This is a genomic window from Saccharothrix sp. NPDC042600, from assembly GCF_040647305.1.
Taxonomy (GTDB): Bacteria; Actinomycetota; Actinomycetes; order Mycobacteriales; family Pseudonocardiaceae; genus Actinosynnema; species Actinosynnema mutabilis.
The window spans coordinates 1-17591 of record NZ_JBEZBW010000091.1; the positions used below are offsets into that span (position 1 = coordinate 1).

The 17591-nt window shown below is 73.1% G+C and carries 19 protein-coding genes; 11 read left to right on the forward strand and 8 right to left on the reverse strand.

The genetic code is table 11. The features are described from left to right. Positions 1–243: 243 nt before the first annotated feature. Both AB0A74_RS34075 and AB0A74_RS34080 read right to left on the reverse strand, forming a co-directional pair. A complete protein-coding gene (locus AB0A74_RS34075; protein ID WP_358256059.1) occupies positions 244–909 on the reverse strand; it encodes an LON peptidase substrate-binding domain-containing protein in 666 nt (221 codons plus the stop codon). After that, positions 906–1595, reverse strand: coding sequence for an NUDIX domain-containing protein (locus AB0A74_RS34080; protein ID WP_343934469.1), 690 nt, complete (start codon positions 1593–1595; stop codon positions 906–908). The genes AB0A74_RS34075 and AB0A74_RS34080 overlap by 4 nt, the downstream gene beginning before the upstream one ends. 63 nt (positions 1596–1658) lie before the next feature. On the opposite strand from AB0A74_RS34080, the gene nadA reads away from it, so the two are divergent. From nadA to nadC, 3 genes are read left to right on the forward strand one after another with little or no spacing between them, the layout of a single operon-like run. Then, on the forward strand, positions 1659–2678 hold the full coding sequence (gene nadA / locus AB0A74_RS34085) for a quinolinate synthase NadA (RefSeq protein WP_358256061.1): 1020 nt from the start codon (positions 1659–1661) through the stop codon (positions 2676–2678). Then, positions 2675–4294 carry an L-aspartate oxidase gene (locus AB0A74_RS34090; RefSeq protein WP_358256063.1) on the forward strand — a complete coding sequence of 540 codons (1620 nt, stop codon included), beginning with the start codon at positions 2675–2677 and terminating at the stop codon, positions 4292–4294. The genes nadA and AB0A74_RS34090 overlap by 4 nt, the downstream gene beginning before the upstream one ends. Beyond that, complete coding sequence (gene nadC / locus AB0A74_RS34095) at positions 4291–5121, forward strand: carboxylating nicotinate-nucleotide diphosphorylase (RefSeq protein ID WP_358256065.1); 831 nt, start codon at positions 4291–4293, stop codon at positions 5119–5121. Before AB0A74_RS34090 ends, nadC begins: the two co-directional genes overlap by 4 nt. Before the next feature lie 194 nt (positions 5122–5315). On the opposite strand, the gene AB0A74_RS34100 is transcribed toward nadC, so the two are convergent. Then, complete coding sequence (locus AB0A74_RS34100; protein WP_358256067.1) at positions 5316–6149, reverse strand: PRC and DUF2382 domain-containing protein; 834 nt, start codon at positions 6147–6149, stop codon at positions 5316–5318. Positions 6150–6276: 127 nt separating this feature from the next. Continuing rightward, complete coding sequence (locus AB0A74_RS34105; RefSeq protein ID WP_358256068.1) at positions 6277–7050, reverse strand: carbon-nitrogen hydrolase family protein; 774 nt, start codon at positions 7048–7050, stop codon at positions 6277–6279. A gap of 29 nt (positions 7051–7079) precedes the next feature. Here AB0A74_RS34105 and AB0A74_RS34110 point away from each other — a divergent pair, with 29 nt between their 5' ends. Both AB0A74_RS34110 and AB0A74_RS34115 read left to right on the forward strand, forming a co-directional pair. Further along, positions 7080–8627 (forward strand): ABC transporter substrate-binding protein, encoded by a 1548-nt coding sequence (locus tag AB0A74_RS34110; protein ID WP_358256070.1) that lies wholly within the window; start codon positions 7080–7082, stop codon positions 8625–8627. Positions 8628–8675: 48 nt separating this feature from the next. Further along, positions 8676–9848 carry an aminotransferase class V-fold PLP-dependent enzyme gene (locus AB0A74_RS34115; protein ID WP_358256072.1) on the forward strand — a complete coding sequence of 391 codons (1173 nt, stop codon included), beginning with the start codon at positions 8676–8678 and terminating at the stop codon, positions 9846–9848. Here the strand turns inward: AB0A74_RS34115 and AB0A74_RS34120 are convergent. Both AB0A74_RS34120 and AB0A74_RS34125 read right to left on the reverse strand, forming a co-directional pair. Then, positions 9845–10300, reverse strand: a complete 456-nt coding sequence (locus AB0A74_RS34120; RefSeq protein WP_358256073.1) for a GNAT family protein — start codon at positions 10298–10300, stop codon at positions 9845–9847. The two genes, AB0A74_RS34115 and AB0A74_RS34120, sit on opposite strands and share 4 nt — an antisense overlap. Positions 10301–10372: 72 nt before the next feature. Beyond that, entirely contained in the window at positions 10373–11680 is a 1308-nt protein-coding gene (locus AB0A74_RS34125) for a M14 family metallopeptidase (RefSeq protein ID WP_358256075.1), read from the reverse strand. 152 nt (positions 11681–11832) lie between these two features. Between AB0A74_RS34125 and hisD the strand changes: the two genes are divergently transcribed. The 5 genes from hisD to AB0A74_RS34150 all read left to right on the forward strand — a co-directional run bounded on the left by hisD (position 11833) and on the right by AB0A74_RS34150 (position 15849). Then, positions 11833–13149, forward strand: coding sequence for a histidinol dehydrogenase (gene hisD, locus AB0A74_RS34130; protein WP_358256077.1), 1317 nt, complete (start codon positions 11833–11835; stop codon positions 13147–13149). Next, on the forward strand, positions 13146–14249 hold the full coding sequence (locus AB0A74_RS34135; RefSeq protein ID WP_358256078.1) for a histidinol-phosphate transaminase: 1104 nt from the start codon (positions 13146–13148) through the stop codon (positions 14247–14249). The genes hisD and AB0A74_RS34135 overlap by 4 nt, the downstream gene beginning before the upstream one ends. Next, the gene (hisB, locus tag AB0A74_RS34140; RefSeq protein WP_343934457.1) at positions 14246–14845 is read left to right on the forward strand and encodes an imidazoleglycerol-phosphate dehydratase HisB; all 600 of its coding nucleotides are present in this window, start codon (positions 14246–14248) and stop codon (positions 14843–14845) included. Before AB0A74_RS34135 ends, hisB begins: the two co-directional genes overlap by 4 nt. Next, positions 14845–15000 carry a hypothetical protein gene (locus tag AB0A74_RS34145; protein WP_358256080.1) on the forward strand — a complete coding sequence of 52 codons (156 nt, stop codon included), beginning with the start codon at positions 14845–14847 and terminating at the stop codon, positions 14998–15000. Before hisB ends, AB0A74_RS34145 begins: the two co-directional genes overlap by 1 nt. Before the next feature lie 237 nt (positions 15001–15237). Then, positions 15238–15849: a helix-turn-helix domain-containing protein gene (locus tag AB0A74_RS34150; protein WP_358256082.1), complete on the forward strand. Its 612-nt coding sequence runs from the start codon at positions 15238–15240 to the stop codon at positions 15847–15849. Here AB0A74_RS34150 and AB0A74_RS34155 read toward each other — a convergent pair. Beyond that, entirely contained in the window at positions 15809–16339 is a 531-nt protein-coding gene (locus AB0A74_RS34155; protein ID WP_358256084.1) for an RNA 2'-phosphotransferase, read from the reverse strand. The genes AB0A74_RS34150 and AB0A74_RS34155 overlap by 41 nt on opposite strands. A gap of 45 nt (positions 16340–16384) precedes the next feature. After that, complete coding sequence (gene soxR / locus AB0A74_RS34160; RefSeq protein ID WP_343934453.1) at positions 16385–16846, reverse strand: redox-sensitive transcriptional activator SoxR; 462 nt, start codon at positions 16844–16846, stop codon at positions 16385–16387. A 54-nt stretch (positions 16847–16900) separates the two neighbouring features. Here soxR and AB0A74_RS34165 point away from each other — a divergent pair, with 54 nt between their 5' ends. Next, on the forward strand, positions 16901–17587 hold the full coding sequence (locus AB0A74_RS34165) for a thiamine pyrophosphate-dependent enzyme (RefSeq protein ID WP_358256086.1): 687 nt from the start codon (positions 16901–16903) through the stop codon (positions 17585–17587). Positions 17588–17591 lie beyond the last annotated feature (4 nt).

Sequence of the window (17591 nt, forward strand, 5' to 3'; positions counted from 1 at the left end):
CCGCAGCCCGCAGCCCGCAGCCCGCAGCCCGCAGCCCGCAGCCCGCAGCCCGCAGCCCGCAGCCCGCAGCCCGCAGCCCGCAGCCCGCAGCCCGCGGCCTGTCGCGTGCAGTCCGCCGCGTGCAGTCCGTCGCGTGCAGTCCGTCGCGTGCAGTCCGTCGCGTGCAGTCCGTCGCGTGCAGTCCGTCGCGTGCAGTCCGTCGCGTGCAGTCCGTCGCGCGCGATCGACCAGCCCAGGCCCGTGTCAGTTGCGGTGGGGGAGGTGGCCCAGTTCTGCCAGAGGGGCCGGGACCGCGTGCAGGGCCGTGATGATGCCGGCCTCTCGGTGCATCGCCCGTCGCACCATCCGCAGTCGCCGCGCCTCCGACCGCTCCTCCAGCAACCGCTGCCGATCCTCCAGCGTCAGCAGGCAATCGTTCGCCAGCACATAGGCCAACACGTCCGAAGCCCCGACCTCGGGATCGTCCTCGAACGCCGCCCGCCGGTACCGGCTGAACGCCGCCCGCGCCCGCTCCTCCAGCAACGGCAGCATCTCCGCCACCTCCGGCGGCGACGCGACGTCCTCCACCCACTCCACCGTCCCCATCAGGTACGGCGCGCTCTCCGTGTCCACCGACACCAGCTTGAACCGCCGCCCACCCCGGCACGACAGGTCGAACCGCCCGTCCGGCAACGGTTTCGCGTCGTGCAGCAACGCCTCGCACCCCACCGTGTGCAGCGCGGTCGCGTTGCCGGGGCCCACTTCCCAGCCCTGGCGGATCGCGACGACGCCGAAGCTCTGGTCGGGCAGCCGGCCCGTCACCAGGTCCACCGTCAGCTGCCGGTACCGGGGCTCGAACACGTGCAGCGGCAGCGACGTCCCCGGCAGCAGCACGGTGCCCAACGGGAACAGCGGGAGCGTCGTCGTCACATGCCCAAACTACGGCCGGCCGGTGGCCGCAGCACGGCGAACGGGTCGGTCACCCGCATCTCCCCCGACACGAACCGGAACAACGCCGCCGGCCGACCACCGGACGGCCCCACCGGCGCGACCCCGCCCGTCGGCTCCAGCAACCCCCGCCGCGACAGCACGCGCTGCAGGTTCGTCGCCGACACCTTGTACCCCAGCGCCGCCGAGTACAGCGACCGCAGCGCGGAGATCGTGAACGACGGCGGCGCCAGCGCGAAGCCCAGGTTCGTGTACGACAGCTTCGCCGCCAACCGGTGCCGCGCCCGCTTGATGATCGCCTCGTGGTCGAACGCCGTCGGCGGCAGCGCGTCGACCGGGTGCCACGCGGTGTCCGAGGGCACCACCGGGTCCGTGTCGGACGGCACCAACCCGAGGAACGCCGTCGCCACCACCCGCGGCCCGGGCACCCGCGTGGGCGCGCTGAAGACCGCGAGCTGCTCCACGTGCGAGAGCTGTCTCACGTCCACCTTCTCCGCGAGCTGGCGGCGGATCGACGCCTCCACGTCCTCGTCCGCCCCGAGCCCGCCGCCGGGCAGTGACCAGCGGTGAGCGTGCGGTTCCCGCGCGCGCTCCCACAGCATGACCTGGAGTGATCCGTCTCTCACCTGGAGCACTGCGGCCAGTACCTCATGTCCCGCGAGACCCACTCGGCTGATACTATCGGCCACGTTTTCGCCCGGAAGGCGAAAACCTGGCACAAGGAGGACACGATGGTCGCTACCGCCTACGTGGAGCGAACCGCCGACGGTGCGTACGACGGCATCGCGCCGGACGCCGCGTGGCGGGACGAGGTGCTGGAACTGGCGCGCAAGCAGGACGCCGTGATCCTCGCGCACAACTACCAGCTCCCCGAGATCCAGGACATCGCCCACCACACCGGCGACTCGCTGGCGCTCAGCCGCATCGCGGCGGCCAGCGACGCGTCGACCATCGTGTTCTGCGGCGTGCACTTCATGGCCGAGACCGCGAAGATCCTGGCCCCGCACAAGACCGTCCTCATCCCGGACGAGCGCGCCGGCTGCTCGCTGGCCGACTCGATCACCGGTGAGCAGCTGCGCGCCTGGAAGGCCGAGCACCCCGGCGCGGTCGTCGTGTCCTACGTGAACACGACCGCCGAGGTGAAGGCCGAGACCGACATCTGCTGCACCTCGTCGAACGCGGTGGACGTCGTGCGGTCCATCCCGGCCGACCGCGAGGTCCTCTTCCTGCCCGACCAGTTCCTCGGCGCGCACGTCAAGCGCGAGACCGGCCGGGACAACCTGCACATCTGGGCCGGCGAGTGCCACGTCCACGCCGGCATCAACGGCCCCGAGCTGGCCGAGCGCGCGGCGGCGAACCCGGACGCCGACCTGTTCATCCACCCCGAGTGCGGTTGCGCCACCTCGGCGCTGTACCTGGCGGGCGAGGGCACCGTCCCGGCGGAGAAGGTCAAGATCCTCTCGACCGGCGACATGATCACCGCCGCCCGCCGCACCAGCGCGAAGTCGGTGCTGGTGGCGACCGAGGTCGGCATGCTGCACCAGTTGCGCCGCGCCGCGCCGGAGATCGACTTCCGCGCGGTCAACGACCGGGCCTCGTGCCGGTACATGAAGATGATCACCCCGGCCGCCCTGCTGCGCTGCCTGCGCGAGGGCAAGGACGAGGTCTTCGTCGACCTCGACACCGCCAAGCGCGCGCAGGGCGCCGTGCAGCGGATGATCGAGATCGGGCAGCCCGGCGGCGGCGAGTGAACACCCCCGTGTGGGAGGCCCGGGCCGACCTCGTGGTCGTCGGCACCGGGGTCGCGGGTCTGACGGCCGCGCTGCGCGCGCGGGAACTGGGACTGCGGGTCCTGGTGGTCACCAAGGCCGAGCAGGGTGACGGCAACACCCGGTGGGCGCAGGGCGGCGTGGCCGTCGTGCTGCCCGGCGAGCACGACGAGGGCGACACCGTCGAGGCGCACGTCCGGGACACCCTGGTGGCCGGCGCGGGGCTGTGCGACGAGGACGCCGTCCGGGCGATCATCGCGGACGGGCCGGCCGCCGTGGCGCGGCTGCGGGAACGCGGCGCGGTGTTCGACTCCGGTGTGGACGGTCGGCTCGCGCGGACCCGCGAGGGCGGGCACAGCGCGTTCCGCGTCGTGCACGCCGGCGGCGACGCGACCGGCGCGGAGGTCGAGCGGGCGCTGCTCGCGGCGGCCGGCGACGGCCGGGTCCCCGTGCTGGAGAACCACATCGCGGTGGACGCGGTGCGCACCCCGCTGGGGCAGGTGTGCGGGCTGCTCGTGCTCGACGGCGGCGGCGTCCCGGGCGTGCTGACCGCGCCCGCCGTGCTGCTGGCCAGCGGCGGCCTCGGGCAGCTCTACCAGGCGACCTCCAACCCGGAGGTGGCCACCGGCGACGGGCTCGCGCTCGCCCTGCGGGCCGGCGCGGCGGCGGCGGACGTGGAGTTCGTGCAGTTCCACCCGACCGTCCTCTACACCGGGCGCGGCGCTCGCGGCCGGTGCCCGCTGGTCACCGAGGCGGTGCGCGGCGAGGGCGCGGTGCTGGTCGACGCCACCGGCGCGCGCGTGATGCGCGGCGTGCACCCACTGGAGGACCTGGCCCCGCGCGACGTCGTGGCGGCGGCCATCACCCGGCACATGGCGAGCGCTCCCGGCGGCGTCGACGACCACGTCTTCCTCGACGCCACCGGCATCTCCGACTTCGCGCGGCGGTTCCCGACGGTGCACGCGGCGTGCGTCGCGGCGGGCATCGACCCCGCCACGGACCCGATCCCCGTGGCCCCGGCGGCGCACTTCGCGTGCGGCGGCGTGGTGTCCGATGTGGACGGACGCACCGGCGTGACCGGCCTCTACGCGGCCGGTGAGGTCGCGCGGACCGGCCTGCACGGCGCGAACCGGTTGGCGTCCAACAGCCTGCTCGAAGGCCTGGTGGTCGGCACCCGTGCCGCCGAGGCGGTCGCGAGCGACCTCGCGCTGGGCCTGCTCGCCAAGTGCACCGGCACCGCCGAGCTGCCCGTCGCGCCGGTCGCCGACCGGGACGCGTTGCAGCGCGTCATGAGCCGGTACGCGGCGATCGGGCGCGACGCCGAGGGCCTGGCCGTGGTCGGCTCGGTGCTCGACCTGTCCACTGTGGACCGACGCCTGGACACCCGGGAACTGGTGGAGGACGCGGCGCTCACCGTGGCCGCGCGGGCGCTCATCGCGGCGGCCGCCGCGCGCACCGAGTCGCGCGGTTGCCACGTCCGCACCGACTTCCCGCGGCGCGACGACGTGAACTGGCTGCGCAGCCAGGTCGTCCGGCTCACCCCGTCCGGCCAGCCCGTGCTGGCGGACCCCGTCACGACCGCGAGGACGGTGGCATGACGCTCGACCTGGACGACGTGCGCCGCGTCATCGAGACGGCGCTCGCCGAGGACCTGCGCTACGGGCCGGACGCGACGACGGAGGCCACCGTGCCCGCCGACGCCGTGGCCGTCGCCGAGCTGACCCCGCGCAAGGCGGGTGTGCTGGCCGGCGTCCCGGTGGCGGAGGAGGTGTTCCGGCAGGTCCTCGACGTCGAGGTGCTGGAGCGCAAGCGGGACGGCGACAAGGCCGTGCCCGGCGAGCCGGCGCTGGTGGTGCGCGGACCGGTGCGCGGCCTGCTGACCGCCGAGCGCACCGCGTTGAACCTGCTGTGCCACCTGTCCGGCATCGCCACGCTCACCGCCGCGTGGGTCGACGAGGTCGAGGGGACGGGGGCGAAGATCCGCGACTCGCGCAAGACCCTGCCGGGCCTGCGGCTGCTGGAGAAGTACGCGGTCCGGTGCGGCGGCGGCGTGAACCACCGGCTGGGCCTCGGGGACGCGGTGCTGATCAAGGACAACCACGTCCAGGCCGCCGGTTCGGTGCGCGCGGCGATGGCCGCCGTCCGGGCGCACGCCCCGCACCTGCCGTGCGAGGTCGAGGTGGACTCGCTGGAGCAGTTGGCCGAGGCCGTGGCCGAGGGCGCGGAACTGGTGCTGCTGGACAACTTCAGCGTCGCCGAGTGCGCGGAGGCGGTGCGGCGGGCAGGGGGCGTGGCACTGGAGGCCTCCGGCGGGCTGACGCTGGACGTGGCGCGGGCGTACGCCGAGACGGGCGTGGACTACCTGGCGGTGGGCGGCCTGACCCACTCGGCCCTGGCCCTCGACCTGGGCATGGACCTGCGCTGACCCGACGCGGGACGGCGGGAGTGTGACGGCGGGTGGCGGCCCGGCCCGGTGCGGGGCCGCCACCCGCCGGCTCGGCCGGTCGCGGGGCGTGGCCTCCGGCCCCCGGTTCCATTTTCCCACGGGGTACCGACAAAGCTCGTCGCGCGGCCGGCTGCCTCGGCGCTGGTCGGTGCGGTACCGGCGCCGAGAGACCGTCAGCGGTCGCGCGGGTCGCGGGGGACGCGGCCCTGCGGGTGTTCGACGTCCACCCGTTCCTTGCGCACCTCGCCGCCGACCTTCTGCTGCTCGGTCACGGCCTCCTTCTCCAGCCGGACCCGCTCCACCGCCTCGGCGTGCTTGTCCACCACCGGCTCCTGCCGGCGCAGCGAGACCTCGGCCTCCTCGTCCGCGAACGGGCGGCTGCCGTCGGGCCCGTCGGCGGGCTCGCGCACCACGCGCACCTCTTCGTGGGTCACCGGGACGGTGACGTCGCGGTGCTCGGTCACGGTGTGCTTCACCAGCCGCACGCGTCCGGCCTCGACGTCCCGGGTGCCGACGTCGAGCTGCTCCTCGTACCGGGTCACCGAGTCGCCCCGGTCCCGCGCCGCGCGCTCGTCGGTCAGCTTGCCCGCCATCGACTCGCGGCCGCGCGTCCCGGGCTCCTGCCCGCGCGTCTCCTGCCCGCGCGTCTCGTGCTTGCCGTGCAGCTTGTCGTGCTCGCCGGACCGCACGCCGGGGATCATCCCGTAGTGCCGGTACAGCTCCTCCTGCTGCGCGTCGGACATGTGCTGGTCGTCGGTGTCGATCCGCGGCGCGTCCTTGACCTGCTGCTTGTCCACCGGGACGACGATGTGGCCCTTGCTCACTTCCGCGTCCTGGATCGGGACGAACGACTCCTTCATGCCGAACAGGCCGGTGTGCACCGACGCCCACATCGGGCGGCCGTCCCGGTCGTCCAGCCACACCTGCTTGACCGACCCGATCCGCTCACCGTGGGCGTCGAGGACGTCGCAGTCGTACAGCCGGTCCACTTCCGCCTGGTTGATCATGGGTTCACCCTTCGCATGGTCCTGTGCTGCGAGAACGGGGTTACCCGTGACCTGGTCGAGTCCACGATCCGTCACCCGGACGTGGCGCAACGTCCCTCGAAAGGGATTCGTGTCCCTCGGGGACCGGTCAGAGCCTCCGGTTGGCCAACACCGGGAGTGCGCGCCGGGCCTCCTCGACGGCCGCGACGTCCACGTCGGCGACCAACAGGCCCTCTTCGCCGCCCAACTGCCCGACCACCGCGCCCAGCGGCGACGCCACCGTGCTGAAGCCCACACCCGTCGGCGCGCCGCCGTGGTCCACACCGGGGTCGGCCTGCCCGCACGCCAGCACCCACGACGTGCAGTCCAGCGCCCGCGCCCGCACCAGCAGCTCCCACTGCTCCCGCTTGCCCGGCCCCGCGCCCCAGGACGCGCACAGCAGCACCGCCGCGGCGCCCTGATCGGCCAGCGCCCGGAACAGTTCGGGGAACCGCACGTCGTAGCAGGTGGCCAGGCCCAGCGTCAGGCCGTCCACCTCGACCACGACCGGCTTCGCGCCCGGCGCGACCGTCCGCGACTCCTCGAACCCGAACGCGTCGTAGAGGTGGATCTTGTCGTAGCCCACGTGCAGCCCGCCGCCGGTCACCAGCAGCGTGTTGGCCACCCGGCCGTCGGGCGCGGGCGTGAACATGCCCGCCACCACGACCACCCCGGCCTCGTCGGCGATCTCCCGCACGGCCGTGGCCCACGGCCCGTCCAGCGGCTGCGCCACCGGTCCGAGCGGCACGCCGAACCGGCACATCGTCGCCTCCGGGAACACCACGACGCGGGCGCCGGCGGCCCGCGCCACACCGGCGCGCACCAGGTCGAGGTTGGCCACCGGGTCGGTGGAGGAGTTGATCTGGCAGAGCGCGACACGCATGCAGCCCACTCTAGGTAGTGTCGGGTCTCGTGCGCTCCCTGTTGCCCCCGCTCGTACTAGTCGCAGTCCTCGCCGCCTCCGGGTGCACGGGGACGACGACACCGAGCGCCGAGGGCACCGCGGACGGCAGCTCGATCGTCCTGGCCGACAACACCGAGCCGACCACGCTCAACCCGTTGCTGGGCTACGGCCGCGACGGCGTCTCCAAGCTCTACGACGGCCTGGTCGAGCACCGCGCGGACCGCACCCTGCGCCCCCGCCTGGCCGCCGACCCGCCGCGACCCTCCGCCGACGGCCTGACCTGGACCGTGCGGCTGCGCGACGACGTGAAGTTCACCGACGGCACGACCTTCGGCCCCGAGGACGTCGTCGCGACCTACCGCGCCCTGCTCGACCCGGCGCGCGGCGCGACCGAGCGGACCGCGTTCGCCGCGCTCACCGGGGTCGAGCAGCTCGACGTGCACACCGTGCGGTTCGCGCTGGCCAAGCCGTGGGCGGCGTTCCCGCACCAGTTGGTGCTCGGCGTCCTGCCCAGCGAGGCGCTGGACGGCGTGGCCCTCAAGGACGTCAAACCGGTCGGCACCGGCCCGTACAAGCTCGCCGACTGGAAGAAGGGCGACCGGATGGTGCTGGAGTCCAACCCGGCCCACTTCGGCGGCGAACCCAAGATCCGCAAGCTCACCGTCGTCTTCGTGCCCGACGACAACACGCGCGCCCAGCGCCTGCAGGCGGGCGAGTTCGATGGCGCCGAGCTGCCGCCCCGCCTCGCGGCCGGGTTCGCCGGCACCGGCGGCATGCGCGTGGTCACCCACCGGTCCACCGACCTGCGCGGCATCACGCTCCCGGCCGGTCCGGTCACCGGCGACCCGGCGCTGCGGATGGCGTTGAACCACGCGGTGAACCGCAAGGGCGTGGTGGACAACCTGTTGGGCGGCAAGGGAACGCCCGCGAGCACCCCGATCCCGGACACGCTGCCGGAGTTCCACGACCCGACGGCGGTGTTCACCCACGACAAGGCGCAGGCGGAGCTGCTGCTGGACCAGGCGGGCTGGGTGCGCGGCGCGGACGGCCTGCGGGCGCGCGACGGCGTCCCGGCCCGGTTCACGCTGATGTTCCCGATCGGCGACGTGGTGCGGGCCGACCTGGCGACGGCGTTCGCGGCGGAGGCCAAGGCGGTCGGCGTGGACGTGCAGCTGGCGGGCCTGAGCTGGGAGGCCATCACGCCCCGGCTGGGCGCGGACGCGCTCGTGCACGGCGGCGGCAGCCCGTTCGACCCGGACCCGACCGTCTACCCGACGCTGCACAGCGGCAACCCGTGGGGCTACGCGAACCCGCAGGTGGACGCCCTGCTGGACACCGGGCGGACGCTGCTGGACCCGGCCCAGCGCGCGGCGGCGTACCGGCAGCTGCAGCGGGCCTACCTGGCCGCGCCCGCGATGGTGGTCTTGGCGGCGGTGCAGCACACGTACGTGGTCCGGGAGAACTGGACCGGCTACCAGGAGGTCGTGGACCCGTACACGCACGGCCCGCTGTCGTGGGGGCCGTGGTGGAACCTGGAGCTGTGGACGCCCCGCTAGCCGTCGTGTAGACGGGACTGTGAGCCGAACACACCTTTGGGGGCCACAGTGATCGACCCAGCCGTCGTCCGCGCCGACACGCCCGGTGCGAGCGCGAAGGTCTTCCTGGACTCGGCGGGCTCGTCCCTGCCGCCGCGGCCGGTGCTGGACGAGGTGGTGGGGCACCTGCGCCGGGAAGCCGAGATCGGCGGGTACGTCGCCGCCCGGGAGCGGGCGGACGACCTGGAGGCCGGGTACGGGGTCTTCGCGTCGCTGATGGGCGCGCACCCCGACGAGGTCGCGTTCACCGACAGCGCGACCCGGTCCTGGCTGGCGGCCTTCGACGCCGTCCCGCTGGGCCCGGGGGACCGGGTGCTGGTGACGGAGGTCGAGTACGGGGGCAACGCGATCCCGATCCTGCACCGCGCCCGCGAGGTGGGGTTCGAGGTGGTGACCATCCCGTCGGACGCGGTCGGCCAGGTGGACGTCGAGGCCCTGCGGGAGCTCGTGGACGAGCGGGTCAAGCTGGTCTCGCTGGTGCACGCGCCCACCAACGGCGGCCTGGTCAACCCGGTGCGCGAGGTGGCGTCGGCGGCCCATGAGGTGGGCGCGCTGGTGCTGCTGGACGCCTGCCAGTCGCTCGGGCAGCTGCCCGTGCGCGCCGACGAGCTGGGCGTGGACATCATCTCGGCGACCGGCCGCAAGTGGCTGCGCGGCCCGCGCGGCACCGGCGTCCTGGTGGTGTGCCGTTCGGCGGCCGACCGCCTGCGGCCGAGGCTGGTGGACCTGCACAGCGGCGAGTGGGTCGGCCCGGAGGAGGTCAAGCTGCGCGAGGACGCCCGCGTCTACGAGCTGTGGGAGACCAGCGTCGCCGACCGGCTGGGCCTGATCGCCGCCGCCCGCTACGCCCTGGACCTGGGCATCGACGCGATCGCCGCCGAGGTGCGGTCGCGCGCCGAGCGCCTGCGGGCGGGCCTGCGCGAGGTGCCCGGCGTGGAGGTGCGGGACATCGGCGCGCGGTTGTCCGGCATCGTGACGTTCACCGTCGAGGGCCGCGACCCGGTGGCCGTGCGCGACGAGCTGGCACGCCACGACGTGGTCGTGACCACCAGCCACCTGACCTCGACCCGCATCGACATGACCCGGCGGGGCGTCGAAGGGCTGGTGCGGATGTCCCCGCACTACTTCGTCTCGCCGGAGCAGGTGGACCGCGCGGTCGAGGTCGTGGCGGCTCTCGGCTAGCGCAGGGTGGTGTGGAGGACGACGTACTCGACGTCGGCCTGGTGGCGGCCGGTCTCGGTGAAGCCCAGGCGGCCGGCCAGGCGCAGGCTGCGTTCGTTCCAGGACTGCACGACGATGCGGACCCGGTCCACGCCCGAGGCCCGGAGGTGGTCGAGCACCGCGCCGGCGAAGGCGGGGCCGTGGCCCCGGCCGACCATGGCCGGGTGCATGCCCACGCCCAGGTCCACCGCGTCCGGTTCCTCCGCCAGGCCCGGGACCCGGGCCTCCTCGCCGACGCACAGGAAGCCCGCCAGCGAGCCGTCCCGGGCGTCCACGACGGCCGAATAGCCCTCTTCGGCCTCGTACAGGCCGTCTTCCGGGCGGGAGTCGTAGACCGACCAGTGGCCGGAGTAGCGCCAGGTGGTGATGTCGGTCGCGTGGGAAGTGGTGAGTGGGGTTACTACGAAGTCCACACCGTGAGATTGGCAGAAGAGTGGGGCGCGGGACTCCTCATTCAGCCCGCGCCCCACTCTTTCGGGGGAGTGTCAGCAGGTGCGGCCGATGATGCGCGGCACGCAGTCCGAGTAGGACAGGAACAGCTCCACCGCGCTGTCGTTGCGCTGCGTCTGCGTGGCGATCACCGTGTCACGCGGGTAGAAGCCGGGGCTGCTCGACTTGGGGTACATCTCGAAGGTGTAGCTCCAGATCTTGTGCACGCCCCACAGCCAGTCGTTGATGGTGCCGTCGGTGATGTAGAGGTCGCTGGACTGCTGCGGCGTGTACCCGTTGAGCGACGCCATCCGCCGCCCCAGCGTGCTGAACGCGCTGGCCTGCGTGGCGTCCAGGCCCGGAGCGGTGTCGTTGTAGGTGTAGCCGTACGGCCACAGGATCAGCTCCGAGTAGGTGTGCCAGTCGATGTGCGTCTTGATCTGCTGCACACCGCCGACCACGCGGGTGTTGACGAAGTCGCGGATGCGGGCGACCTCCGGGGCGGAGAACGCCGACGGGCCGCGGTAGGTCTCGCTGGACCCGCTGCTGCTCGACCCGCCGCAGCAACCCCACTGGTAGCCCCAGTTCCGGTTGGGGTCGGTGCCCACGGCCGTCGAGTTCGGCTGGCGGTTCTTGCGCCACGACCGGAACGAGCCGGTCGCGATGTCGTACTCGACGCCGTCCGGGTTCACCATCGGGATGATCCAGATCTCGCGCGAGTCCACGAGGTTCTTGATCGTAGGGTTGGTGGCGTAGCCGTCGGTGTACTGCTTGATGATCCGCAGGCACATCTCGACGGTCAGGTGCTCCCGCGCGTGCATGTTGCAGGTGAACAGCACCTCGGGCTCGTTCTCGTCCACGGCCGGGTTGTCGCTGAGCTTGAGCATCCACAGGTCGCGGCCCTGGTAGGACTTGCCCACGCTGGACAGCCGCACCAGGTTCGGGTGGTCGGTGACGGTCTGGTTGAGCTCGGTCACCGTCTCCTGGAAGTTGTGGTAGCCGGTGTAGCCGGACGGGAAGTCCTGCGTGCCCACCTGCGGGTCGGTGAAGTCGACCTTGCCCAGGGCCTGGAGTTGGGCGTCGTAGTCGCCGAGGTTCTCCACCCGCAGCCCGGTGGCGCGCAGCGCCCACTGCTGGCGGGGCTCGGCGACGACGGTGAGCTTGTCGCCGTCCTGGCCGAGGACGTCCACCCCGGTCCGGGCGACCCTGGTCCGGGCCTCGGGGGTGCTCGCGGTGACCTCGAAGACGGTCCGCTCGGGGGTTTTCGCGGTGCTCGGCTGTGCCGACCCGGCGTGCAGCGGGAGTACCAGGGCCACGCACGCGCCGAGCGCGGCGGCCATCAGGCCGCGCCGCTTGGGTGACATTGCGCCTCCATCATCAGCAGGGTTTGCGACGGAGTGGTGCCTACGCAGCGTCGCGCGGGTGTCACAGATCGGCATAGCCGCCGTTTGTCGGGTTCCCCACTCCGAGGGCGGGCTGACAGTTGACGGAATTCGCGACCGCTTACCCTAGGAGCATGCTCAACCGCATCGACCTGCGTGGTCGGGTCCCGTCGCCGGCCGAACTGCGCGCCGCGTTGCCGCGCGCCGAGGTGGACGTGGACGCGGTTCTGCACCATGTGCGGCCCATCGTGGACTCGGTGCGCGAACGCGGCGTCGAGGCCGTGCTGGAGGTCACCGAGCGGTTCGACAAGGTGCGGCCCGGGTCCGTGCGGGTGCCGGCGGCCGAACTGGACCGCGCGCTGGCCGAACTGGACCCGGCCGTGCGGGAGGCGCTGGAGGAGTCCGTCGCGCGGGCCCGCAAGGTGCACGCCGACCAGCGGCGCACCGACACCACGACCCAGGTCGTGCCCGGCGGGACGGTGACCGAGCGCTGGGTGCCGGTCGCCCGCGTCGGCCTCTACGCGCCCGGCGGCCTGGCGGTCTACCCGTCCAGCGTGGTCATGAACGTCGTCCCGGCGCAGACCGCGGGCGTCGAGTCGCTGGTGGTGTGCTCGCCGCCGCAGGCGGAGTTCGGCGGCCTGCCGCACCCGACGATCCTGGCCGCCGCGGCGCTGCTGGGCGTCACCGAGGTGTGGGCGGTCGGCGGCGCGCAGGCCGTGGCGCTGCTCGCGTACGGCGGTGTGGACACCGACGGCGGCGAACTCGCGCCGGTGGACCTGGTGACCGGCCCCGGCAACATCTACCTCACCGCCGCCAAGCGCCTGCTGCGCGGCCTGATCGGCATCGACTCCGAGGCCGGCCCGACCGAGATCGCCGTCCTGGCCGACGAGACGGCCGACCCGGTGCACGTGGCCGCCGACCTGATCAGCCAGGCCGAGCACGACACGCTCGCGGCGAGCGTCCTGGTCACCACGTCGGAGGCCCTGGCGGACGCCGTGGACGTCGAGCTGGAGCGCCAGGTCGGCGCGACCAAGCACGCCGAGCGCATCCGGACGGCGTTGCGCGGCAAGCAGTCCGGCACGGTCCTGGTGTCCACTGTGGACGACGGACTGACCGTGGTGAACACCTACGCCGCCGAGCACCTGGAGATCCAGACCGACCGGGCGCGCGAGGTGGCCGCCCGGGTCCGCGCGGCCGGCGCCGTCTTCGTCGGCGCGCACTCGCCGGTGTCGCTGGGCGACTACTGCGCGGGCTCCAACCACGTGCTGCCCACCGGCGGTTGCGCGCGGCACTCGTCGGGCCTGTCGGTGCAGACGTTCCTGCGCGGCATCCACGTCGTGGACTACAGCGAGGACGCGTTGCGCGAGGTGGCGGACAAGGTCGTCGCGCTGGCCAACGCCGAGGACCTGCCCGCGCACGGCCAGGCCGTGACGGCGAGGTTCCCGCGGTGAGGCCCGTCGGCGACCGGGTGGAACTGGCCGACCTGCCCCTGCGCGAGGACCTGCGCGGACGCACGCCCTACGGCGCGCCGCAGTTGGAGGTCCCGGTCCGGCTCAACACCAACGAGAACCCGTACCCGCCGTCGGACGAGCTGGTCGCCGACGTCGTCGCGGAGGTCGCGGAGGTGGCCGCCGAGCTGCACCGCTACCCCGACCGCGACGCCGTGACGCTGCGCGAGGACCTGGCGGCGTACCTCAGCGACTCGACGGGCGTGCCGCTGACCGGCGCGAACCTGTGGGCGGCCAACGGGTCCAACGAGATCCTGCAACAGATCCTGCAGGCGTTCGGCGGTCCCGGCCGCACCGCGCTGGGCTTCGAGCCGTCGTACTCGATGCACCCGATCATCGCCGCCGGCACCCGCACCGAGTGGGCGCCCACGCCCCGGCGCGCGGACTTCTCGCTGGACACCGACAAGGCGGCGGAGATCGTCGCCGACCGGCGGCCGGACGTGGTGTTCGTGACCAGCCCGAACAACCCGACCGGGCAGAGCGTGCCGACCGAGGACCTGCGCGGCCTGGTCGAGGCCGCGCCGGGGATGGTCGTGGTGGACGAGGCGTACGCGGAGTTCTCCCCGCGCCCGTCGGCCGTGCGCCTGCTGGCGGACTACCCGGAGAAGCTGATCGTCAGCCGCACCATGAGCAAGGCGTTCGCGTTCGCCGGTGGCCGCCTGGGCTACCTGGCCGCCGCGCCCGCCGTGGTGGACGCGTTGCAGCTGGTGCGCCTGCCCTACCACCTGTCGGCGCTGACGCAGGCCGCCGCGCGCGCGTCGCTGCGGCACGCCGCGGAGACGCTGGGTTCGGTGGCCAAGCTGGCCGCCGAGCGCGACCGGGTGGTGGAGGCGTTGGGCGGCATGGGTTTCGACGTCGTGCCCAGCGACGCGAACTTCGTGCTGTTCGGGTGGTTCGAGGACGCGCACGCCACGTGGCGGTCCTACCTGGAGCGCGGTGTGCTGATCAGGGACGTCGGTATCGCGGGTCATCTGCGGGTGACGGTCGGGACTCCGGAGGAGAACGACGCGTTCCTCGCGGCGAGCAAGGAGGTTGGCCGGTGAGCCGGGTCGGCAAGGTGGAGCGGACCACCAGGGAGTCGTCGGTGTACGTCGAGGTGGACCTCGACGGCACCGGTCAGGTCGAGATCGGCACTGGGGTGCCGTTCTACGACCACATGCTGACGGCGTTGGGCGTGCACGGGTCGTTGGACCTGGTGGTGCGCGCGACGGGTGACGTGGACATCGACGCGCACCACACGGTCGAGGACGTGGCGATCGTGCTCGGGCAGGCGTTGCGCGAGGCGTTGGGCGACAAGGCGGGCATCCGGCGGTTCGGCGACGCGTGGATCCCGATGGACGAGACCCTGGCGCACGCGGCGGTGGACGTGTCGGGTCGGCCGTACTGCGTGCACGTGGGCGAGCCGGCGGAGTTCAACACGTTCACGATCGGCGGCAACTACCCGTTCGTGCTGAACCGCCACGTGTTCGACTCGCTGGCTTTCCACGCCGGCATCGCCCTGCACGTGCGGGTGGAGTACGGCCGCGACCCGCACCACATCGCGGAGGCGCAGTTCAAGGCCATCGCGCGGGCGCTGCGGGCGGCGGTCGAGCCGGACCCGCGGGTGGGCGGGGTGCCGTCCACCAAGGGCGTGCTCTGATGCCTAAGGAGTACGTGGTCATCGGGCTGCTCGCGCTGGCGGGCTTCCTGATCGGCGGCGTTTACAGCACGTGGAAGACGGCCAAGGGGTTCGCGGTCGTGCTGGGCGTGCTGGCGGTGTTGGCGGTGGGCGGCGCGATCGCCTGGCTGGTCTAACCCGCGGGGCCCCGGCTCCGCGGGCTGCGGCGGGGCCCGGATCGGCCGGGCGGTGGCCTGGCGTGGTCGAGCCTGGCGTGGCCCAGCAGCCGTGTGAACAGGTGTTTCGTGCGGGAGGCGCGGCCTCCGGCCCCCGTTTCGATCGTCTCACGGGACACCGACAGCCGCCCGCGCCCGGCCCCGCCAAGCGCGAAGCGGGCACCGTGCCCGTTTCGCGCTGAGCGTTATGGTGGAGTCATGTCCGGCGAGGTCACCCGTCCCCGCGAAGGCGTCGAGCGCCCCCGCGAGCGGGCCGATGCCGCGCGGAACCGGGCTCGGGTGTTGGCCGCCGCCGAGAGGGTGTTCGCCGAGGCCGGTGGGGCCGACGGGGTCACCATGGAGGAGATCGCCCGGGTCGCCGGGGTCGGGCGGGCCACGCTCTACCGGCGTTACCCCGACACCACCTCCATCGCGCAGGCCCTGCTGGACGAGCACGAGTCCGAGATCCAGGCCGGCATCCTGAGCGGACCGCCGCCGCTGGGCGCGGGTGCGCCGCCGCACGAGCGGTTGGCCGCGTTCTACCGCGCGTTGGTCGGGCTGCTCGAACGGCACCTGCACCTCGTGCTCGGCGCCGAGACCGGACAGGCCCGCTACCGGACCGGCGTCTACGCGTTCTGGCGGCGGCACGTCGAGGTCCTGCTCGAACAGGCCCACGCGCCCACCGAGCTGGCGGACACCCTGATGGCCCCGCTCGCCCCCGAGGTCTACCGGTACCAGCGGCAGGTGCGCGGGCTCACGCCCGAGCAGGTCGCGGCCGGGCTGGACTTCCTCAGCCGGCGCGTTCTCGCAGGTAACGCGGCGGAACGGTAGCCGTCAGCCACACCCCGTTGGCACTGACCCGGAACTCGTGCCCGGCCGCGTGCATCGCCGCCGCGTCCACCTCCAGCACCACCGGCTTGCCGCGCCGCGCGCCCACCCGCACCGCCGTGTCGATGGTCGCGGACAGGTGCACGTCGTGCCGCGCCATCGGCAGCAACCCGTCCCGCATGATGTCGGGCAGGTGCCGCGCCACCGTGCCGTGGTAGAGCACGGCCGGCGGCTCCGCCGGGGGCAGGTCCAGGTCCACGGCCACGGTGTGCCCCTGGTTCGCCCGGATCCGCCCGCCGGCGATGGTGAAGCGCCGCTTGTCGTTGCGCGCCACGACCTCGCGCACGTCCTCGTGGGTCGTCCCCAGTTTGCGCACGAACTCGTCCAGGTCCACCCAGCCCGCCGCGTCGAGCGTCAGCCCGAGCCGTTCGGGCTGGTGGCGCAGGTGCTTGGACATCCGCTTCGACAAGCGGACCACATCTCTCTCATCCATGTCGCGCACAAGTGCAGCACGCCGGGCGGGATCGGGCCACCGTTTTCACGTCCCGCCCTCGCTCGCCGGCTTCAGCTTCGGCGCGCCCGGCCCGTCGGAGGCCTGCTCGTCGTCGAAGTTGTGCAGGGTGCAGCTGCGCAGCGACAGGCACCCGCAGCCGATGCACGACGTCAGCCGGTCGCGCAGCCGGATCAGGGCGTCGATGCGGGCGTCCAGCTCGGCCTGCCAGTTCGTGGACAGCCTGCTCCAGTCGGACTTGGTGGGCGTGCGGTTGTCCGGCAGCGCGGCCAGCGCGTCGTGCACGTCCTCCAGGCTCAGGCCCACCCGCTGGGCGGTGCGGATGAACGCGAGCCGGCGCAGCACCGAACGCGGGTAGCGGCGCTGGTTGCCCGCCGTGCGCTCGGAGTGGATCAGGCCGCGCTCCTCGTAGAACCGCAGCGCCGTGTGCGGCACCCCGCTGCGCTCGGCCACCTGGCCGATGGTCAACATCTCCGGCAACTTGCTCACGTGCCCAGCCTAGTGCTTGACCTCGACCTAAGTCGAAGTTGTTGGCTGTGTTCCATGGCAGTAGGGGAGAAGACGGGCTTCGCGGACATCCCCGCGTTGTTCGACCGGATGACCGGGGACGAGAAGCACGAGTGGGCCGCCGCGTCCACCTTGCACGTGCTGTGGGTGCTCTACGACCGGGTGCTGGACGTGTCGCCGGACCGGGTGGACGACCCGGACCGCGACCGGTTCCTGTTGTCGAAGGGGCACGGGCCGATGGCGTACTACGCCGTGCTGGCCGCGAAGGGCTACCTCGAACCGTCCCTTTTGGACGATTGGACGTCGTGGGACTCGCCGCTGGGCCAACACCCCGACCGGGTGCTGGTGCCGGGCGTGGAAATCAGCAGCGGGTCGCTCGGGCACGGGCTGCCGATCGCGGTCGGGCAGGCCGTGGGCCTGCGCGTGCAGGGGCGGCCGGCGCGGGTGTTCGTGCTGGTGGGCGACGCCGAGCTGGACGAGGGCAGCAACCACGAGGCGATCGCCCTGGCCGGCCGGCTGGGGCTGGACAACCTGACGGTCGTGGTGGTGGACAACGAGTCCGGCACGCACGGGTGGCCGGGCGGCGTGGCGGCGCGGTTCGCCGTCGAGGGGTGGGATACGTCCACAGTGGACGGACGTGACCAGGACGCGTTGCACGAGGCCTTCACGGCGGCCCACCCGGGTCGTCCGCTGGTCGTGGTGGCGAAGGTGGTGGAGTCGTGAAGAC

What these genes read in the sequence shown, in the direction of transcription:
- nadA (WP_358256061.1), top strand. Translation starts at nt 1,659, where the DNA reads ATGGTCGCTACCGCCTACGTGGAGCGAACCGCCGACGGTGCGTACGAC.
- nadC (WP_358256065.1), top strand. Translation starts at nt 4,291, where the DNA reads ATGACGCTCGACCTGGACGACGTGCGCCGCGTCATCGAGACGGCGCTC.
- AB0A74_RS34100 (WP_358256067.1), bottom strand. Translation starts at nt 6,149, where the DNA reads ATGATCAACCAGGCGGAAGTGGACCGGCTGTACGACTGCGACGTCCTC.
- AB0A74_RS34105 (WP_358256068.1), bottom strand. Translation starts at nt 7,050, where the DNA reads ATGCGTGTCGCGCTCTGCCAGATCAACTCCTCCACCGACCCGGTGGCC.
- AB0A74_RS34125 (WP_358256075.1), bottom strand. Translation starts at nt 11,680, where the DNA reads ATGTCACCCAAGCGGCGCGGCCTGATGGCCGCCGCGCTCGGCGCGTGC.
- hisD (WP_358256077.1), top strand. Translation starts at nt 11,833, where the DNA reads ATGCTCAACCGCATCGACCTGCGTGGTCGGGTCCCGTCGCCGGCCGAA.
- AB0A74_RS34145 (WP_358256080.1), top strand. Translation starts at nt 14,845, where the DNA reads ATGCCTAAGGAGTACGTGGTCATCGGGCTGCTCGCGCTGGCGGGCTTC.
- AB0A74_RS34150 (WP_358256082.1), top strand. Translation starts at nt 15,238, where the DNA reads ATGTCCGGCGAGGTCACCCGTCCCCGCGAAGGCGTCGAGCGCCCCCGC.
- AB0A74_RS34155 (WP_358256084.1), bottom strand. Translation starts at nt 16,339, where the DNA reads ATGGATGAGAGAGATGTGGTCCGCTTGTCGAAGCGGATGTCCAAGCAC.
- AB0A74_RS34165 (WP_358256086.1), top strand. Translation starts at nt 16,901, where the DNA reads ATGGCAGTAGGGGAGAAGACGGGCTTCGCGGACATCCCCGCGTTGTTC.